Genomic DNA, 21,104 nt, shown 5'->3' with positions numbered 1-21,104 from the left:
AACTTGAAATCAGGACAAATCATGGATATTAGAAGCGAATATTTAAATTTCTTTGCAAGCAAGGGGCATCAGATCATCCCTAGTGCGCCGTTGGTGCCGGATGATGATAGCTTGCTTTTTACCAACGCGGGCATGGTGCCGTTTAAAAGCATATTTACAGGAGCCGTTCCGCGTCCGACGCCGCCTATCCGCACGAGCTGTCAGACCTGCATCCGCGCCGGCGGCAAACACAACGACCTAGACAACGTCGGCTACACCGCGCGCCATCATACGTTTTTTGAGATGCTTGGAAATTTTAGCTTCGGCGAGTATTTCAAAGAGCAGGCGATCGCCTATGCGTGGGAGTTTATCACTGAAATTTTAAAGCTTCCAAAAGACAAACTCTATGTCACCGTGCATGAAAAGGACGACGAAGCTTACGAGTTCTGGGCACGCCACATAGCGCAGGAGCGCATCTACCGCTTCGGCGATCACGATAACTTTTGGGCGATGGGCGATACCGGACCGTGCGGACCGTGCAGCGAAATTTTTTACGATCAGGGTGAGGAGCATTTTCACTCGCCCGAGGATTATATGGGCGGCGACGGCGACCGCTTTTTGGAGATTTGGAATTTAGTTTTCATGCAGTACGAGCGCAGCAAAGACGGCAAACTTAGCCCGCTTCCAAAGCCTAGCATCGACACTGGCATGGGGCTTGAGCGCGTCACAGCGATTAAAGAGGGCAAATTTAGCAACTACGACAGCTCGCTTTTTATGCCGCTAATCGACGAGGTTGCAAAGCTTTGCGGCAAGCCTTACGTTTATGAAGGCGGCGCAAGCTATCGCGTCATCGCCGATCATATCCGTTCGGTTACGTTTTTGCTAGCACAGGGAACAAATTTTAACCGCGAGGGCAGGGGATATGTTTTGCGTAGAATTCTGCGCCGTGCCGTTCGCCATGGCTATTTGCTCGGCATCAAAGAGCCATTTATGTATCGCCTTGTGGATAAAGTATGCGAGCTGATGGGCGGGCACTACGCCTATCTGAACGAAAAAAAGCAAGCCGTAAAGGAGCAGATCAAGCTCGAAGAGGAGCGGTTTTTCGCCACTTTGGCAAATGGCATCGAGCTTTTTAACGAGGAGCTTGCGCGCACTAAAGAAATTTTTAGCGGCGAGGTCGCGTTTAAGTTATATGATACCTACGGCTTTCCGCTCGATCTGACCGCCGATATGCTGCGCGAGAAAAATTTGCGCGTGGATGAGGCTAAATTTGACGCGCTTATGAGCGAGCAAAGGCAGATAGCTAAAGCCGCATGGAAGGGCAGTGGCGATAAAAACGTCCGTGGCGATTTCAAGGCGCTGTTAGAGAAATTCGGCGAGAATAAATTTAGCGGTTACGAAGAGCTTAGTCGCACGAGCAAGGTTTTAGCGCTACTTAACGAGGATTTTGCGGAAGTGGATGAGCTAAAAGCCGGCGATATCGGCTGGGCGATGTTTGATGTCACTCCGTTTTATGCACAAAGCGGCGGTCAGACGGGCGATAGCGGCGAAGTGGAGTCCATAGCCGATGTGTTTGATACACAGAAATTTTATGGGCTAAATTTATCCCACTTGCGCCTTAATCGTAACCTGAAAATTGGCGATATCGTCGGGCTCAAGGTTTCTGAGGAGCGTGAGCAGATTGCACGTCATCACAGCGCGACGCACCTTTTACACGCGGCGCTTCGTGCGGTGCTAGGGGCTCATATAGCTCAAGCAGGAAGCTTAGTCGAAGCAGACCGCTTAAGATTTGACTTCTCGCATCCTAAGGCACTTAGCGACGAGGAGCTAGCTAAAATCGAGGAATTTGTAAATAATGCCGTTTGCAAGGGCTGTGCGGCAAAAACTGAGATTATGGATATAGATGACGCTAAAAACAGCGGCGCGATTGCGCTTTTTGGCGAAAAATACGGCTCAAAAGTGCGCGTCGTGAGCTTCGGAGAGATTAGTAAGGAGCTTTGCGGCGGAATTCACGTGCGTAATTTAAGCGAGATAGGACCGTTTTTTATAGTCAAAGAAAGCGGCGTAAGTGCGGGTGTTAGGCGTATCGAGGCGGTTTGTTCGCGCGCCGCTTTAAATTTGGCGCTTCAAAATCGCGCTAAGCTTGCTGAAATTTCTGCAGAGCTAAAAGGGATTGAGCCTCTCCGCGCGATTGAGAAATTAAAAGATGAGATCAGATCGCTAAAAGATCAGATCAAGCATGCAAGCAGTTCCCATGCACTGGCTTTTTTAAATGTCGGTGATACCAAACTTTGCGTAGTCTCGGTCGAAAGCGGTGATATAAAAACTATGATAGATGAGTTTAAAAATAGCCACGAAAAGGCGGCGATAATGCTGATGCAAGTGGGCTCAGACGGCAAAATTTCAATCGCGGCAGGCGTTAAAAACGCGCCTATTAAAGCGGGCGAATGGGTTAAGCTCGCGGCGCAAATTTTAGGCGGCGGCGGCGGCGGACGCGATGATTTTGCGACCGCAGGCGGCAGGGACGTGCTAAAAATCGAAGAAGCGATCAAAGAGGCGATCTCTTACGCAAAAGGTAAAATTTGAACGAAATCGATACCGGCTTCATCAAAGCCTCGCAAATTTTGCCGTTGATTCACATTTTAAGCGTGATTTTTTTGATCTGCGCGCAGATCTGCGTATTTTTGATCGCGCGAATTTTTATGAATTTAAGCAGTAAAAGCCAAGCGGATGCGAAAGATGTAAAATTTACAGAAATTTTGCGATATATGAAACGCTATGAGCAGTTCTTTGCGCTATTTTTGGTGATCGTTTGCGTAAGTGGATTTTTTCTTGCGGACGGCGGAAGTTTTAAATTTTCAGATCCTATGGTAAAAGGTGCGATTGCCACGCTGTGGGCTGGCGCCGGCTTTATACTACTAAATTTTATCTACATGCATTATAAAATTTTATCTTTGAAGCGAGCTTTGGATGCGGGCGATGAGCTTGAGGCGAATGAGCATTTAATCATCGTTGTTAAATATTTCATCCCGCTAAATATCGTAGTTACGCTGATTTGCGTTTATCTAGGCGTGACGGTGGGCGAGTTTTGATGATTTATTTAGCTTCCAGCTCGCCTACTAGAGCGCAAATTCTAAAGGATAACGGCGTAGAATTTACGCAAATTCCTTTTAATTTCGACGAAAGCGGCATTAGGAAGGACGATGCACGCACCTATGCTTACCGCGTTGCCGTAGCCAAAAAAACGCAGTTTTTTAAAATTTATAAAAATTATGATAGAGTGCTGTTTGCCGATAGCTCCGTACTTACCGGCGGTAAAATTTTAGGCAAGGCACGTGATGAAGCGGACGCGTTAAGGATGCTGCGAGCTCAAAGCGGTGCTAGCTGCGCCGTTTATACTGCGATGATTTTTTGCAGTAAGGCGCTAGAGCTTTCGGCGCTTAGCGTCGCAAGCTTTGAATTTGCGGAATTTAATGAAGCGGATTTAAAAGGTTATATCGCTAGCGGCGATTGGCGTGGCAAGGCGGGTGCGATGAGTATCGAAGGCTTTAACGAAAAATATATCAAAAGCTCGCGTGGGTCAAAATTCACGGCGATGGGGCTTGATCTGGAAATTTTAAAGAGGTTTGTATGGTAAGAGTTTTATTTAGTTTTATTACGGTTTGCGCGTTTGCTGCAGGCGGAATTTTTTTGTATTTTTACTCGCAAATCCGCTTGGAATCGGACTCGATCATCGATTATCATCCCGAGCTTACGACTAAAATTTATGACCGCAACGGCAATTTGATAGCCAACGTTTTTAATGAACAAAATAGAATTTACGTAAAATTTGACGAGATCCCGGGCCGCGTGATCGAGGCGCTCGTAGCTATCGAGGATACGGCGTTTTTCGAACACGGCGGTGTGAATGTCGAGGCGATTTTTAGGGCGATTATTAAGGATGTCAAAGCGATGAAATTTGTCGAAGGGGCTTCCACGATTACGCAGCAGATCACGCGAAATTTAGTTCTTTCGAGCGAAAAGAAGCTTGATCGCAAGATTAAAGAAGCGATCCTATCGCTTAAGATAGAAAACGCTCTAAGCAAGGAACAAATTCTAGAGCGTTACTTCAACGAAGTGTATTTCGGACACGGATATTACGGCATCCGCACGGCGGCTTTAGGATATTTTAAAAAGGATTTGCAAGATTTAAGCCTTAAAGAGATCGCGATTTTAGTGGGCTTACCGAAAGCTCCTAGCAGCTTTGATCCTACTAAGCACCTGGATTTGTCGCTTTCGCGCGCCAACAACGTGATTTATAGGATGCATGAGCTCGGCTGGATAAATAAGACCGAATATGAGCTTGCGATGAACGAACAGCCTACGATCTACAACGAAACGCTCACGCAAAACGTAGCGCCGTATGCCGTAGATGAGATTATAAAAGAAGCCGAAAAAATTCTACCGGACGTCCGCACGGGCGGATACCGCATAGATACGAGCCTTGATCTAAAGGCGCAGGCGATGGCGCAAGAGGCATTAGTTTTCGGCTACAATGAAATTTTAAAGCGCAACAAAGACGCCAATGCAAGCAACGTAAACGGTGCTATGGTTGTCACGCATCCGCAAAACGGCGAAATTTTAGCCTTAGTAGGCGGCGTGGATTACGCGAAATCAAATTTCAATCGTGCCAGCCAATCCCAGCGCCAAACCGGCTCCAGCTTCAAGCCTTTCGTCTATCAAATCGCCCTTGATATGGGCTACTCGACGATGACCGAAGTACCCGATATAGCTAGAGAATTCGACGATGGCAGCGATAAAACGTGGAAGCCGAAAAATTACGACAAGACTTACAGCGGCTACATCACGATCAAAGAAGCTTTAACTCGCTCGCGCAACCTTGCCTCGATCAATCTGATGCAATCTATCGGCGTCGATCGCGCGGTAAAAAAGCTTGGCGAGTTCGGCTTTAAAAACGTTCCACCAGCCCTGTCAGTGGCTATCGGCAGCTACGGAATTTCGCCGCTTGAATACTCCACGATGTATTCGATGTTCCCGGGGCTTGGGATTACTGCAAAATCAAAATTTATCGTTTCGATTACCGATAAGGACGGCAAAACTCGCTTTATCGAGCCTGAGCGCCGCCGCGTGCTGCGCCCTGAACAGGCGTATCTGATGACTACGCTATTAAAAAATATCGTGCAGCGCGGCACCGGTACTCGCGCGCGCGTGCAAGGCATCGACATAGCGGGTAAAACAGGCACCTCAAATGATAGCATAGATGCGTGGTTTTGCGGCTTTACGCCCGATTTGCAGATCATCATCTGGTACGGCAACGACGATTATAAACCTATGCGAAAGGTCGAGGGCGGCGGTCGCACTGCAGCACCGGTGTTTGCAAAATTTTTAGATGCCTATTTAAAAGAATATCCGCAAACCAAGCGCAACTTCACCGTCCCGGACGGCGTTTTTAGCCGCCAATACAACGGCAAGGAGGAGTATTATACTAAAATTTCGCCACTTCCTAAACCTCGCGAAAGTAGTAGCGACGGATCGACGTTTTAAAAGATAATAAATGCTAATAGCGTTGATGAAATTTGCTCTGAAATTTTTAGCATTAATTTTAAAGCTATTTAATTTAAGATTTATATATGAGTTTAAGCTGAGGGATAGTAATATTTAGAATAAAATTTGCAAAGACGATTGGAAAAAATCCCGAATGGCTGGGTAATGAAATTTATCTAGTAGAGAGAAGTAGAATTTTTTGGGTATTTATTCAAGGCAATATGCAAAACGACGAAGCTAAAAGAATAATAGAGATTTTTAAGTTAAAAGGAATTAATTATGACGACAGCGAAAAAATGGGAATATGAATCTGATAAGATTACCGATATTTTTCACTCCGGTGGCGCATTTATAAATAAGCCGATTCCGCTCTTTTTAATTCGCGCCCTATTTGTACTTATCTTTGTTTTATTTTGTCTGTTTTATTCTAAATGTGTGTCTGGTATAGCTGCTTCTATTTGGAATATAATATATAAAACTGCAGGAGGAGGAGATTTAGTATATACTTTTATGACTACTACATTTCTTACCCTTTGCGTCGCTGTCTATATGATATTTTCTCTTATCAGTAAAAGAAAGATATCTATTTTGTTTCTAGCATTTCCTTTTATAGATTATATCGTTGCGCGCCTATTTTATATTAAGTTGATTGACGGCTTTAATCTTGGTCAAGACGGGACTGCGGATATTCTTTGCTTAATGCTAGATATCGTATTATATTCGGCAATTAAATTCGTATTTGAAAATCTTTTATTACAAGGAGATAAGAAATGAATTTTAATTTTAAGGGTGAAGTTCCAGAAAATGTTAGTGTAGAAAATAATGCAATTTTTGTATCATCCATAAGGTCAATATTAGTTGCACAGAAAAAATTTTCGCATAACATTTTTCCAGAAAAGCATGTGAGTGCCACAACCTTTTATGAGTTAGTAAAATCTGGCGGGCCTATGGATTACAAACTAAGAGATACGACATCTAAAGCAGAGGGAAGGTCGAGCAAATACGAAAATTTTGGGAATTATAATTATGGAGTTGTAGCGCAAGCTATGGGAATAGATGAAAATTTTGCAAAGGCTGCTGCAGGTGCGCAACAAGTCGTAAAAATTATGGAACAGGCCCTGAAGAAGGGTAAAAGCTATTTTGACGATATGTCTAATGATATGCCTGCGGATGGCGGAGAGAGTGATAAGGATAAATATAAAAAATATTATGAGGCCGCAAAAGAAATTAAGAAAAATAATCCAAAGAAATTTAGCGCAGCCCTATTTCAATATTTTTTGAACGAAGGTATGCGAATAGGTAGAGAGACGGGAAATTATGGTTATCTTGACGACCAGAAGGATCAAAAATTTATCTCTGATGGATATAGAGATGCGAGAGAAGCAGGATATGGAATATCATACGATTCTATAACTTTTGATGACTTTATTGCTTTAAATATTATAGGTGAATGGTTTTTTGATTTAGACGATACGAATAGAATAGAAAAATACTCCGATAAAACGACTCTCTCCATCTCCAACCCTATCGTATACGATCAAGTAGATGAATATGCAGTATTTAAAATAACTCTAAGCAAGCCTTTAAGTCAGGATTTAAAACTAAAAGTAACTACGATAGACGATACGGCGAAATCTCCAAGTGATTATGAAGCTAAAAGCAAAGACGAAATAACTATAAAAGCGGGGCAAACCTCATATGATTATAAGGTTAAAGTAGTAAGGGATGGAATTTATGAGGGCAAAGAGGTATTTGGGCTTTATGTAGATCCTATTGATACCGAATTGGCAAGTGCTATAGGTATAAATGATATACATATGGCATATGCCACTTTGATCGACTTCCCAGAAGATAGATGTCCTCAACCGACCCACAAGAATTTTGATTTAAGCTTTAATTTGCCTAGTTCTACCTCATACGGTGTAGGTGCAGGAGCAGGCGGAAGTGGCGGAGGAGCTGGTGGCTCTGCGTCTTGGGGCATAGGATCAACTCCTAGTATCTCGATTTCTTCTAAGAAACCAACTCCGGATATTCCTTACGTAGAATGCCCTGACGAGCCCGAGCTTAACTCTATGCTGACAGCAAAGATACCGCAGGCGGTAAATAATACCGCTCCCGCAAATTCTAACCCATTAAATTCCCAAGCCGCGAACGAAAACGACAATTCAGACTCTTGCTCCGACGGTATGTGTGTACCTAACCGCTCCGAGCAGAATCCTGGCTCCGGTAATAAAGATAAGGCGGGCTTTGCTTCAAATGCGAATAATGCAAATTCCAAGCAGAGCGGAGCTGCGTTAAATTTATCGGGTACTACCGATACTGATAAATCCGGCAATAAACTCTATTTCGATATGAATTCCGACGGATTTAAAGAGAGGATGCTTGATTGGTTCGGGCAAGACGAGGGGGTGCTGGTAAATGATACAAACCGTAACGGCATAGTTGATAATGGCAGTGAGATCATAGGCAACAGATATTTAAACTCCAAGGGCGAAACCACCTTGGATACTTTATCTCTGCTTAGAGATTTTGACACAAATAAAGATGGAGTTATAGATAGCAAGGATAACTCCAGCCTAAGTATCTGGATAGATAAAAATCGCAATGCCAAAACGGATGAGGGCGAACTGATCTCTATAAACGACGCCAACTCCCCGATCAAATCGATATCTCTAAATTATTTGGATACTCTTCTTAGCGGATATGATAGAAATCACGATATGAAGATCGATAAAAGCGACAAAATTTATGATTACATCTACATTAAAAATAATGACGATAACTCTATAAATTTATACATCTATGGAGACGACAGGGCAAGAGCATTCTTGGGAGATAAAACAAAAGACCTTACTCTGCAAACAGACCAGGGGTTAAAAAGAGTAAAAGAGGTTATCTTTTATAAGGATGTGAAAGAGCTAAATTTAGATAAGCAAAAGCCCGAATATAGCGATCCTAGGTCGATTAATTTGGTTTCCGATGCTGCGCCTTGGGATTTGAATGGAATAAGATATTCGAGCGAGGTGAATCTAAAAGAGAGTGAATACGATACCCTAGGCAACACTCTTTATACCTATGAAAGAGGAAGCGGTAAGGTCAACATATATGATTGGAATGGCATAGATACCTTAAAATTTGGCGAGGGAATCAGTAGAGAGAATTTAATCATCGAAAAGACGAATGAATCTATTAAAATTTACGTCAAAAACGGTATCGCTACCAAGGATGAGGATTTAAGTAAAATAACGGACGTAATTACTATAAACTTTGGAGTCGATTATGCCGTTGCTGGCGATGCACCGGTAGCGACATCAGAGGCAATTGCTTCCGAAAACAATAATATCGCTAATAATGCGGCTTATCTATCCGCGGGTACCAATTCTAGACGTAAGCGAGCTATTTCTGAGCCAGCTCAAACTACGGGTATTGTAGAAAATATTGTTTTATCTGACGGCAATAGATTAAATCTCGATTTTTTATATAACGGTACCGATAAAAGTGATCTTATAGTTTGTGGAGACGATAGTCGCAAAATTAACGCCGGAGATGGTAATGATATTATAGTTTGTGGAGACGGCGATTATGAAATTGGTGCCGGAGATGGAGATGATATGATATCAGTAGGTAGCGGATATAATATTATAGACGCAGGCAAGGGAGACGATTATTTTAAAAGTGACTCTAGAAGTAGTAGCTTTAATGTCTTCAAATTTGGTAGAGGGGATGGAAAAGATATCATAATCGGTCATAAGGTATGGAGATCTTGGCGTGGTTATGCTTATACAAATATAGAATTTAAAGAAGGCATTACTACTGATGACATTATTATTAGAAAGAATCATGATTTATTTGATTGGATATCGTATGAGATAGCGCTAAAAGAGGAAGGTAAGAGTTTTGATGAGCTAAGTGATAAGATATATATCAAGGGAGGTTCAAGATTACAACTTATATTCCAAGATGGTACCGATTGGGATGACAAAGAAATATATAATCGCGCCCAAGAAAATAAGGTAATTCATAACTCCTTAAATGCCTTTGTGCTTGATCTAAATAATAATGGTATCACTTCTATTTCGCCAAGCGACGATTCCTCGCCTAAATTTAATATAAATGGCGAGATTAAAAGGAGCGGTTGGATAGAGCGAGGTGACGGGCTACTTGCTATGGATCTAAATAGAGATGGATACATTGATCCTACCACTGAACTAATAGGCGAAAAATTTGAAGGATGGGGAAATAATGATTATATAAATAGAGGTCTTGCGGTGTTAAAGAAATTCGATAGTGATAATAACGGAATTTTGGATGAAAAGGACGATAAATTTAATGAAATTCTAGTTTGGCAGGATAACGGCGACGGAATAAGTCAAAGGAGCGAGATAAAAACGCTAAAAGAACTAGGTATAGATAGTATATATGCAGGCGACACTAGAGAGAATAGAAGGCAAGAAAACGATAATCTTGTCATTGGCGACGCCACCTTTTCTCAAGATGGAGTGACAAAGGGATTTAAAAGACTATACTTCAGACAAATAGGAGAAGACGAAATTTTACCGGATCATGGCAACGAAGATCACTCCGGCCCGGTCGTTCCTAACCCAACCCCTAAAAATGGCATAAAGTCACTATCTAATGCAGGCATCGAGCGTATAGATATACGTAGCGGCTATACAGGCTCCGGAGGAGCTAAAATAGGCGCCAACGACGGGGAGCTTAGCTTTGAAAACAGATGGTTTAAATCGGATACTTTGGATACGATCTACGAAAGAAAAGACGCAGAGCAAGGGGGAGATCTTTCAAGCCTCGCGGGAAGCGGTAAAGTCAGATCGCTAAACGACGCTATGGCGGGCGATGATGGTTTGAAACAAAGCGTGCAAGAGTACAGAGCGGGTGCGGTAGATAAAGCGTTTGATGAGCTAAGCTCGGATATGGATAAAATTTTAGACAAATGGGCTTTAAACGATAATTTCGGCTCGCAGGATTTATCGCTGCCTCCAGTCGTGCTCGATCTTAACGGCAACGGTATCACATCTACGCCGCTAGATAATTCGCAGGCATATTTTGATTATATAAATGACGGCAGAAGAAATAAAACCGCATGGATAGAAAAAGGCGATGGAATTTTAGCCGTAGATATCAATAAAGACGGGATTATCAATAATTCTTTCGAGCTTTTCGGATCAAATTCCAAGCTTAAAAATGGCACCTATGCAAAGGACGGCGTGCAGGCTCTAAAGGATTTCGATAGCGATAATAACGGCGTGATCGACGAAAGAGACGAGAGATTCGGTGAGCTACTTCTTTGGCAAGACAATGGCGACGGCAAATGCGGAAAAGACGAAGTAAAAAGCCTAAAAGAGCTCGGAATTTCATCTATATCTTTAAAAACTACAGAGGATACCCAAAGCGAAAACGGCAATAAAATAACCGCAAGCGGGGAATTTAGAAGAAGCGACGGCAGCAGCGGCATAGTACGCGATGTGTGGTTTGAGACGAGCAAAAAGCAAAGCATCGCCCTTAGCGATCTAGACGACGAAACCGAAAAGAAAATCTCCGTTGTGGAGGCTTTCCGCGGCGCAAGGCTTAGCGCAGAACAAAGGGCGAATCCGTATATAATTACTGCGGTGCTTAAAGAATACGAGAATATAAAATTTGATTCTATCAGTAAAATTTTAGCAAATAAACTTTTTGGCGAGGATGCGAAAAGCTGCGCACTTATGTTTAACGCTCTAAATTTAAAGTTAGCTCGCATAATTAGCGGTGAAGCGAATGCAAGTGAAACGGCTCTGTCGATCAATCTGCTAGCATCGGTGTTAAAAAGAGACTATAATTACGCGCTTTTTAAGCTCAATAAGAGTTATTTAAGCAATGATAAAATTTCGTCACTTCTGGCTAAAACCGGTATAAAATTTAGTCTTTCAGGAAACGAGATCACGGGCGTTATCGGCAAGCATGTATTTGGCGATAAAACTAGCGAGACCTTTGATTATAGCAAAGAGCGTTCGGGCGTTATCATCTCGTCAAAAGAGGGCAACGACCTCGTAGTGGGTTCGGATTTTAACGACGAGATTTACGGTGGCGCAGGAAATGACATCTTAATGAGCGGCAGCGGTATAGACATTCTTAACGGCGGAGCCGGTAACGATCTGCTAATCGGATCGAAGGATAGGAATATCTACGAATACTATTTAGGCGATGGTGAGGACATCATCTACGATGACGGCGGAGCGGATGCGTTAAGATTTGCCTTTTTAAGCCCTGAGGATCTAAAGTTTAGGCGCGAGGGCGACGATATGAAAATTTCGGTCTACAATCCATATAATAAAACCGAAATTATAGGCGGTATAACTATAAAAAAAGGTTACACCGAAGGCAAGATAGAAAAATTTTATTTTGACGGTAAGGTTTATGGTTTTGATGAGTTTATTAAAGAGATATCTGAAGCGGAGCTTCCGCAAAATAATCCTGTAAAATTCAAAGATAAGCTCGTAAATGCCGAGTTAAACGATGTAAGACAGTTTGTATCCGCTTTAGAAGCAATTGATCCTGACGGCGATAAGCTTAGCTATGAAATTTTAAAAGACGCAGAAAATGGCAAATTCCGCATAAATGAATACGGAAGCTACGAATACATCCCGAACGATAAATTTATCGGCGAGGATAGCGTCAAAATTAGAGTGAGCGACGGTCGGGGTAGCTTTGATGAAAGCGAGATTAAATTTAACGTAAAAGTTTCAACTCCCGACATAAAAAGCGAAAAATTTGTCTTCGATGAGGATACGAGTCTGACTGGGGCGCTTGAAGTGGAAAATAAAATAGGCGGCGCGTTAAAATTTGAAATTTTAACTACAAATGAGAATTTGAGCACCGAGCTGGACGATAATGGAATGCTACACGTAAAACCTGCGCTAAATTTTAACGGCGAGCAAAATCTTAAAATCAGAGTTACGAACGAATTTGGACTAAGCTGCGAAAAGGAGATTGCTCTAAAAATCAATCCGGTAAATGATGCGCCGATCGTAGAAGATCCTAATGAAACCGTCACTCTTAAAAATACTTTCAGCTACGCGGGTAAGATAGCAGCTAGCGACGTAGACGGCGATGTGCTTCGATTTAAGCTTATTAGCGGCAGTAAAAATTTAAAGCTAAATTCCGACGGAAGTTATCTTTATAATTCAAAATCCGCAGGCGAAGAGGAATTTAAAATCGAAGTTAGCGATGGTGGTATCTCGGTTACCAAAACGCTTAAATTTAAAAACCTCGGCTATATAAATGACGGAAGCGAAAATATAGTAATCGACGGTAAGGCAAGTGATACGCTAAATTTGACTACAAGCAGGGCGGCGGATCTTAAATTTGCAAGATCGGGTAATGATCTGATCATTAATGGCGGCAGATCAAATACGACGCTTAAGGATTATTTCATCTCAAAAGATATGAAACTTAGCAAAATTCTTCTTGACGGCGGCACCGAGATAAATATCTCAAATTCCAACCTGGCGCTTCCAAGCAAGAAATGGTATCAGTTCAAAAAGACGGCTACTCTGAAAACGGCAGGTACCATCGTCTCATCCGGTGATAAAAACATCCTGAACGGCTCGAAGCAAAACGATACCATTATTAGCCTCGGTAAATTTAACCATATCAATGCAGGCAAGGGTGACGATGTGATCTTTGCGGCGGAAGGCGATATCGCAAACGGCGAAAAGGGAAACGATACGCTGATAGCCACTGCAAATCGCGCTACGCTTATCGGTTCGGACGGCGATGATACATACATCGTATCTGCGAGTTTAGACGGCGTCGTGATTAGAGATAAAGAGTATTTAAGCTTAAAAGACGGCGGCAGAGATGTACTAAAACTACAAGGCGCTCGCAAGGATGAAATTTCATTTAGCAGAAACGGGGTTTTCGGCAAGGATTTAGTATTGCGTTACGCAGGCAAAAGCCTAACCATAGAAAACCAGTTCAGCTCTAAATCTGCGGTAGAGAGAATAGAGCTTGGCGATGGAGATTACATCACTAGTGATAAAATTTCAAAGATCATCGAGGATCTAAATTCTTATGCGAGCGATAAAGGATTTGTAAATTTCGGTGAGGATAAATTCCGCTCCAATGAGCAGATCGCACAGATTTACGCAAGCGGCTGGAGTAATTAAGTAAAATTAGGCGAGGAAAATTCCTCGCCTAATTTGATTGTTTGCATATCTATCTTTTTTGCCTCTAAGTTGCGCGTGCATCATGCCGCCATGCTGCTTGATTATTTAAATTTAAAACAACTAATTCGGCGCTATTTAATTACCGTATCTTTACACCATTTTATGCGTATATTTTCTCAATCGTTTCGTACTCCTTCCAAGTATACTTTAATAAATTCCAGCTTAAGCAGATAAAATTTATCTTTTTATTGACGAGCCTCAATGCTTATAGAAATTTAAATGGGTAGAATTCTCTCCTAATTTCAGTTAAAGGAGTGAAAATGGCAGAATTTAAAAAGCTCTGGATGGCGCTTGTAGCGGTACTCATCGTGGGCTTTAGTTTCTTGGGTTTTTACGGCGGCGAGGTATATAGGCAGTCTCCGCCGGTGGTAAAATTTACCGATGCTAGCGGCAACGAGTTGATCGGTACCGAGCGCATTTACCGCGGACAGGAGGCCTGGCAGAGCATCGGTGGTATGCAGGTAGGCTCGATATGGGGTCACGGAGCGTATCAAGCGCCTGATTGGAGCGCGGATTGGCTACATAAGGAGCTGGTTGCGTTTATGGATATCAAGTCGCAGGAGCGCTTCGGCGTGAAATTTGACGCTTTGAGCGACGAGCAAAAGGCGCAGATCAAGGCGCTTACCAAGGCCGAGTACCGCACCAATACCGTAAAAGACGGCACCGTTAAGCTAAGCGATGATCGCTTAAAGGCTATGGCGGTCGTAAAAGACGAGTACATGGGCGTTTTCGGAAACGATCCGCGCTTTAAGAAGCTTCGCGAGGATTACGCGATGAAGGAAAACACGCTCGCAAACGAGCAACACCGCGCCGAGCTCGTGGATTTCATCTTTTGGACTGCGTGGGCGGTTTCTACGGATCGTCCGGGCGGAGAGGCGACCTATACCAATAACTGGCCGCACGAGCCGCTAATAGACAATGTCCCTACCACGGAAAACGTTGTTTGGACGATTGCAAGCCTCGTTATTTTGCTTACCGGCATCGGTCTTCTGGTGTGGTTTGGAAATTTCTATGGCAAAAAGGACGAAGATTTCGAGGCTCCTGCGAAGCTTAGCGCCGATCCTATCGCCGCTTTGGCGCTTACGCCGTCGCAAAAGGCGCTTGGCAAATATCTTTTCGTAGCGGTTGCGCTGTTTGCATTTCAGGCCTTCATCGGCGGCTTTGTTGCGCACTACACGATCGAGGGTCAGTCCTTTTTCGGGCTTGATATTTCGCAATATATCCCTTACTCGCTAGCGCGCACCTGGCATGTGCAGGCATCCATTTTCTGGATCGCTACTGGCTTTTTGGCGGCGGGATTGTTTCTAGCGCCGATCATCAACGGCGGCAAGGATCCTAAATTTCAAAAGCTCGGCGTGGACGTGCTTTTCTATGCGCTTCTTTTCTTGGTCGTCGGCAGCTTCGCGGGCGAATACATGGCGATTGCAGGCAAGATGGATCCAAGCAGCAGCTTCTGGATCGGACATCAAGGATACGAGTATTTAGACCTCGGTAGAATTTGGCAGCTGATACTGTTCGTGGGCCTTGTGATCTGGATGGTACTCGTGCTTCGCGGCTTTATCGCAGGCTTTAGAGCCGAGGGCGATAAGAATTTATTAGCGATCTTTACCGCTTCGGTCATCGCCGTGGGGCTTTTTTACGGCGCAGGACTATTTTACGGACAGCGCTCGCCGATCCCTGTGATGGAGTACTGGCGCTGGTGGGTCGTGCACCTTTGGGTCGAGGGATTTTTTGAGGTTTTCGCGACGGCGTCTTTGGCGTTCGTGTTCGCGTCCTTAGGTTTAGTAAGCAAGAAATTTGCCACCTACACCTCGATTGCTAGCGCATCGATTTTCCTAATCGGCGGAATTCCGGGCACCTTCCACCACCTCTATTTTGCGGGCACCACTACGCCGATAATGGCTGTGGGTGCAAGCTTTTCGGCGCTTGAAGTCGTGCCTTTGGTGCTTTTGGGTTCGGAGGCGTTTCACTACTACAAGCTTCAATTCGCGCAGGATTGGGCTAAGCGCCTAAAATGGCCGCTTTACTGCTTCATCGCCGTAGCGTTTTGGAATATGCTGGGCGCGGGCGTTTTCGGCTTTTTGATCAACCCGCCGCTTGCGCTATTTTATATTCAGGGCTTAAACACCACCGCAGTGCACGCACATACGGCGCTATTTGGCGTATACGGCTTTTTGGCTCTTGGCTTCGTGTGGCTCGTGGCGCTTTATATTTACAAAGACAAAAGCTTCGACGATACGCTGATGAAGATCGGCTTTTGGGCGCTAAATGCGGGTCTGCTTCTGATGGTACTAATCTCGCTTCTTCCGGTTGGAATTTTGCAGGCGTTTGCGGCGATCGACGTGGGTATGTGGTATGCAAGAAGCGCGGAATTTTTGCAGAAAGACAGCCTCTACGGGCTCCGCTGGGCGCGTATCATCGGCGATACGATCTTTTTGGTAGGAAGCGTGTGCTTCTTGCTTCAAATCGTGCGAATGATATTCTCACGCGCTAAATAGAGCTTTCGCGGGCTTTAATTACTCGCTTTGCCTCGCAGGAATTTTATGTTCTTACGAGGCTTTTTAAATTTTACTCGGCTTTGCGCGAGCCTTTTGTGCGTGAGCTTATTTTCGCGGACGATATCCGCGCGAGTCTTAAGCTTAGCCGCAAATTGCGCTAAATCTTTAAAATTTTAAAATTTAATCCTCTTAAATTTACCCGAGCCAAATTTTAAATTTGCTACAATTACCGCCGAAATTTCAATCTAAAGGAGCGAAAAATGGGTGTGCGAGAGCAAATTTTAGAAGACATTAAAACGGCGATGAAAAGCGGCGATCACTTCCGCAGAGACAGCCTGAGGATGCTTAACGCCACGCTTAAGCAGGTCGAGGTGGACGAGCGCATCAGCCTTAGCGACGAGCGCGTCTTTAGCATACTTCAAAGCGAGATCAAGCGCCGAAACGACTCCGTGCAGCAGTACCGCGCGGGCGGTCGCGACGATCTGGTGCAAAAAGAGCAGGGCGAGATCGAGATCATCGCGTCTTATCTGCCCGCGCAGCTAAGCGATGCCGAGCTTGCCGCTGCGGTTAGCTCGCTAATCGCCAAGCTCGGTGCGAGCGGCGCAAAGGATATGGGGCGCGTGATGAAAGCCGCCAAGGAAGCGCTCGGCTCAAGAGTGGACGGCAAACGGCTGAGCGATGCAGTCAAAGCGGCACTGAAGTAGCCTTCGTTTGGAGTTAAATTTAAGTCCGGCTACGGCTAAATTGTATCGACGTAAAATTTCGCCGCTGAAATTTTTTGAGATAAAGCTTTGGCTGCGGAATTCATACGCTAATTTAAAATTTTAAAGGATCATCATGAAAAAATTTATCGCGGTTTTACTAGCTGTCCTGCTTGTGGGATGCCAGTGCAAACAAAACGTAGTGCCTGGGGCGAACGAAACGCCCGAAAAGATCACGGCATTTTTCATAAACGATGGCAAGGAATACATCGTAGGTGAGAAACTCAGCTATGTGCTGACGGACGGCTCGTCGCTTAAGAGAATTTCTGAATTTTACGACGGCGGATACGCCAAGGGGCTTAAGCGCGAGTTTGTACAGATCGAAGTAACCGATGCTAAAAACGGCGAGGTGCGCGGTAGCTTCAGCGCATTTTTGAATTCTGCAGCCGGTGCAGATGTCGCCAAAATCAAGGCTCTAGCGAACCGCATCGAAATCGATGAGAAAAAAGGCGAGATAGAAGTTATTTTTAACTTTGATGCGCGAGTAGTGCAGATCAAAAATCTTAGCGAAATAATGAAGCCAAGCGATAGGCTGCGCTCTCCGATCCCGGCAAACATCGAGGTTAGGCCTGAACGCTGCGAGGGCAACGCCCTATTGTATACGATAAGCACCATCGTAGCTATACCGATAATAATTGTGGGAACGGTACTGTTTCTGCCCGTGGTAATGATGCAGGAATATAGCCCGCGATAATAAAAGCTGTGAAATTGCGTATCTTGCAGCGAAACTTACAATGTAATGATCGATGAAGCTCGGCGAAATTTGGCATAACTTAGATCGTAAGTTCGATCTATTTATGATCGCATTTTATTTGGCGGCGATGTGGTACGGATTTCTTTTTAGCTTGAATCCGAAAAGCTTAGATGATCTGAAAATCGCAAATGGAATAATCATGGATGTCGGAAGCGATGATGGGCGCGAATATATGCAGATTTTTACGGACGAGCGCAAATTTATCAAAGTCTTTTTAAATGGCGATACGGATAACTTAACCTACTTTTATAAAAATAAAATTTTGCTCAATGCGGCAATTACGGAAGCTAATTTTAAGCGCTCAGGAGCGGACGAGTGGCAAGGCGTAAATATCAAGCCTTCTATTTCGCTAATCGCATACGAATGGCTGGAAGGCAAGCGAGTTAAGGCTTGGTATCAAAGCCGTCCGTTTCCGTTTCAAGATCGCGGCACGGCGTATCAGGTTTTATTTTTGGATTATAATGCAAGCGTCGATCCGCCGCAGCGCGAGTATCTGATGAAATTCAGATATGACAAATACGCTACGACGGATGATAAATTTACGGCTACGGTATTTGGAGCTTTGACGCTTATCTTTCTTGCGATTATGGCGGGTAAATTTTATCAAGCATGGCGCCTGCAATAAACGTTGCGCCGCGAAATTTTAATTAGCATCGGATAGCCTGAAAACACGGCGCGCAATATCGATACGAAATACTTTAAAAGACGCTAGGTTGCGGCGTGCATTTCATTGCGGGTAGCGGCGGCGAGTAGGATAAGCTTACGGCGATAAATTTAAATCGTCATCAAAAATATACCGAAACGAGATTTAAAATTTTGATAAATAGCGTGCGCCGAGTTTTGAAATTTTGCGGCTTTGTCTGCGCCGGCTAGCGCTAAATTTTAGAATTTAAACTGCTCGAGATTTCAAAATTTTAAAATTTTAAATTTCGCGCTCGTTTAGCAGTATCCATAAATTTTAAGCGCCAAATGGGAGCAAATGGGCTAAAATAGCCCATTTATCAGCCCTTTAATCGCGTCAGATTTTTCCTTTTTTGCGTCATTTTTGCTGCTGTTATCGTCCTTTTTGACGCCGAAAAGCTTGTCGATACCCTTGCCGATCTGCTTGTCGAGCTTGCCCTTGAGGTAGTCCGATCGCACGTCGTATTTTGGATTTTTGATCGTGCCGGTGATGTTTATTTCAAGATCGGTCTTTTCGATATTTGCCTTAATCGGTACCGAAATCGCGCCCGTTTTGCTATCCAGCGTGCCGCCGGTGACGTTTAGCTTGCTTTTTTGCGCGCTCATATCGGCATTGAAATTTATCAAATTTTGCTTGATCGTGCCGTTTACTTTGGCGTCGTTATAGACCTCGCCGCCTAGATCGCGACCTAAAATTTTACCGATTTTATCGATCAATCCGCCGCTAGGAAGGCGTCCGTTGTTGATGATCGCGTCGAATTTTCCGCCGTGCGAGCTCGTGTTATAAGTAAGATTTGCGTTGCCCGTGCCGTCGTAGACGTGATCGATATTTAGAAGCGTCGTAAGCTCTTTGACGATGAAATTTTGGATTTTAAAGTTCGCCTCATCGCCCGCGATCTGTCCGTTCAGCTCGCCGCCCGCGACCTTGGAATTTATGGTCGCAAACAGGCTCTTTCCGTCGTGAGAAAGCTCGCCGGTAGCTGCGATCTTGCCGTTTAGTCTGCGATTTAGAAAAAACTCTAGTCGCTGCAGGCTCGGGATCAGCAGCGCGTAGTTTGCCTTAAGCGCTTTATTTTTGAGCTCGTAGGTGCCGTTTAGGCTCTGAAGCTGCGCCAGATCGGAGTTCGCACTTACGCTAAAGGTCGCGACGGAGTTTTTGATATTTGTCTGCGCCTGCGCGTCCGCTTTCAGATCACTTGGGAAGTTCTTGCCCGTCGCGCCGTCTAAAAATTTCTTAAAAATCACGCCGTTAGCGAGCGAAATTTGCGCCGTACCGTTGATACCGTCTTTTAAGCTTAACTTCGCATCGCCGTTTATCGTGCCCTCTCCGATCGCGCTGCCGTAAAACAGAGCCGAAAGCACGGCCAGATTTAGATTGCTCGCCTTAAGCTTTAGATCGCTTAAATTTCCGCTCGCATTCAGGTTACCGCCCATCGCGTTTAGATTTAAGTTTAGATTTTTAAGCTCATTTTGCGCTAAAGCCGCGCTAAGCTCGCCGTTTGCTTTGCCTTGCAGCTTCACTCCCAGGACGTTTTGCAGCGCGGCTAGATCGTTTGCGTTTAGCTTTGCGGACAGTTCGCCGTTTTTGTTTTTCAGGTCAAATTTGGCTCCCGCATCCGCTTTAAGCGCGTCTTTAAATGCTGAAATTTGCGAGTTTGAAAGCTCAAGCGTAGAAAAATCGGTCTTTAAATTTCCGTTTGCTTTAACGTCGCCAGAAATTTTACGCCCGAGCAGGCTTTCGAGCTTCGCTAGATCGGGCAAATTCAGATTAAAATCTGAGTTTAAAGTTTTATTTTTTAGATCAAATTCCGACTTTTCGGCGCTGATCTTGCCTAGCGTCGAATCAATCTTGCTTGCTGCTCGCAGGACGTCATTTTGCGCCGTAATGTCCGAGTTTAGCGTGATCTGCACGCCCTTTGGGATGGAGATATTCATATCTTTAAACGCAGATTCGTTTAGGATCAAATTTGAACTCTTGATGCTTGCGTTGCCCTCTGCGCCGCCGCTGCTAGCCTTGATGTCTGAGAGCACGTCGATATTTCCTTTGGCGTAGATCGGTAGCGAAGCCACGGCAAGGGCTTTTTCGACGTTTAGAGCTTTAGCGTCGATTTGCAGATCAAGCGGCTTGAGATCTTTTAAATTTGCTAAAAATTTTACGTTGCTATCAAAAATCCGCCCGCTGCCGTTGATGCCGAATTTGTCAAGATCGCCCAAAATTTGCCCCTTAAGGCTTAGCCCTTCGCTCGTTTTGATGCCGAGCTTGGCTAGATCGTGCGCGTTTGCGTCGTAGCTAAGATCGAAAGAGCGCGCAAAAAGCGAGTATTTGCCCTTTACGTTTACGCTCGCAGCATCATTTACGTTGGCGCTGATGTCCAAATCGCCGAAATTTAGATCGAATTTATCGAGCTTCACGTCAAGTCCGCTTTTTTCTTTGATCAAATTTTCTATGTAAGGCTTGGTGAGATTGTTGCCAAAATCGCTGAAAAATAGGCAGCCCGCGCCTACGATAAGCAGGATTAAAATTCCTGAGATTATGCCGAAAATTTTCATTTCGTCCCCTTAAAATTTAAAATTTGAGGGTATTATAGCCCTTAAAATTTAACGTTTGAAATCTCAATACTTGAGTTAAAATCCACTACCTATCACGTATACGAGCATACAGACT

At 44.2% G+C, this 21,104-nt stretch carries 11 protein-coding genes; 10 read left to right on the top strand and 1 reads right to left on the bottom strand.

Annotation, left to right across the window (positions count from 1 at the left end; translation table 11 throughout):
* Positions 1-21: 21 nt before the first annotated feature.
* The 10 genes from alaS (at position 22) to Q0274_RS02330 (ending at position 18,383) form a co-directional block, all read left to right on the top strand.
* Positions 22-2,565, top strand: a complete 2,544-nt coding sequence (gene alaS / locus Q0274_RS02375) for an alanine--tRNA ligase (RefSeq protein ID WP_298027401.1) — start codon at positions 22-24, stop codon at positions 2,563-2,565.
* Positions 2,562-3,071 (top strand): hypothetical protein, encoded by a 510-nt coding sequence (locus Q0274_RS02370; protein ID WP_298027399.1) that lies wholly within the window; start codon positions 2,562-2,564, stop codon positions 3,069-3,071. The genes alaS and Q0274_RS02370 overlap by 4 nt, the downstream gene beginning before the upstream one ends.
* Entirely contained in the window at positions 3,071-3,616 is a 546-nt protein-coding gene (gene maf / locus Q0274_RS02365; RefSeq protein WP_298027398.1) for a septum formation inhibitor Maf, read from the top strand. Before Q0274_RS02370 ends, maf begins: the two co-directional genes overlap by 1 nt.
* Entirely contained in the window at positions 3,610-5,523 is a 1,914-nt protein-coding gene (locus Q0274_RS02360; RefSeq protein WP_298027397.1) for a transglycosylase domain-containing protein, read from the top strand. Before maf ends, Q0274_RS02360 begins: the two co-directional genes overlap by 7 nt.
* A 279-nt stretch (positions 5,524-5,802) precedes the next feature.
* The gene (locus Q0274_RS02355; RefSeq protein WP_298027395.1) at positions 5,803-6,297 is read left to right on the top strand and encodes a hypothetical protein; all 495 of its coding nucleotides are present in this window, start codon (positions 5,803-5,805) and stop codon (positions 6,295-6,297) included.
* On the top strand, positions 6,294-13,685 hold the full coding sequence (locus tag Q0274_RS02350) for an Ig-like domain-containing protein (RefSeq protein WP_298027393.1): 7,392 nt from the start codon (positions 6,294-6,296) through the stop codon (positions 13,683-13,685). Before Q0274_RS02355 ends, Q0274_RS02350 begins: the two co-directional genes overlap by 4 nt.
* Before the next feature lie 320 nt (positions 13,686-14,005).
* The gene (locus Q0274_RS02345) at positions 14,006-16,243 is read left to right on the top strand and encodes a nitric-oxide reductase large subunit (RefSeq protein WP_298027391.1); all 2,238 of its coding nucleotides are present in this window, start codon (positions 14,006-14,008) and stop codon (positions 16,241-16,243) included.
* A gap of 260 nt (positions 16,244-16,503) precedes the next feature.
* Positions 16,504-16,947 carry a GatB/YqeY domain-containing protein gene (locus tag Q0274_RS02340; RefSeq protein ID WP_298027390.1) on the top strand — a complete coding sequence of 148 codons (444 nt, stop codon included), beginning with the start codon at positions 16,504-16,506 and terminating at the stop codon, positions 16,945-16,947.
* Between the two features lie 133 nt (positions 16,948-17,080).
* Entirely contained in the window at positions 17,081-17,698 is a 618-nt protein-coding gene (locus Q0274_RS02335; protein ID WP_298027388.1) for a hypothetical protein, read from the top strand.
* Positions 17,699-17,750: 52 nt separating this feature from the next.
* The gene (locus tag Q0274_RS02330) at positions 17,751-18,383 is read left to right on the top strand and encodes a hypothetical protein (protein ID WP_298027386.1); all 633 of its coding nucleotides are present in this window, start codon (positions 17,751-17,753) and stop codon (positions 18,381-18,383) included.
* Positions 18,384-18,742: 359 nt separating this feature from the next.
* On the opposite strand, the gene Q0274_RS02325 is transcribed toward Q0274_RS02330, so the two are convergent.
* Positions 18,743-20,989 carry a hypothetical protein gene (locus tag Q0274_RS02325; RefSeq protein WP_298027385.1) on the bottom strand — a complete coding sequence of 749 codons (2,247 nt, stop codon included), beginning with the start codon at positions 20,987-20,989 and terminating at the stop codon, positions 18,743-18,745.
* Positions 20,990-21,104 lie beyond the last annotated feature (115 nt).

It is taken from the genome of uncultured Campylobacter sp. (genome assembly GCF_937973075.1).
GTDB lineage: Bacteria > Campylobacterota > Campylobacteria > Campylobacterales > Campylobacteraceae > Campylobacter_B.
This window is presented reverse-complemented; position numbering and strand designations above follow the sequence as displayed.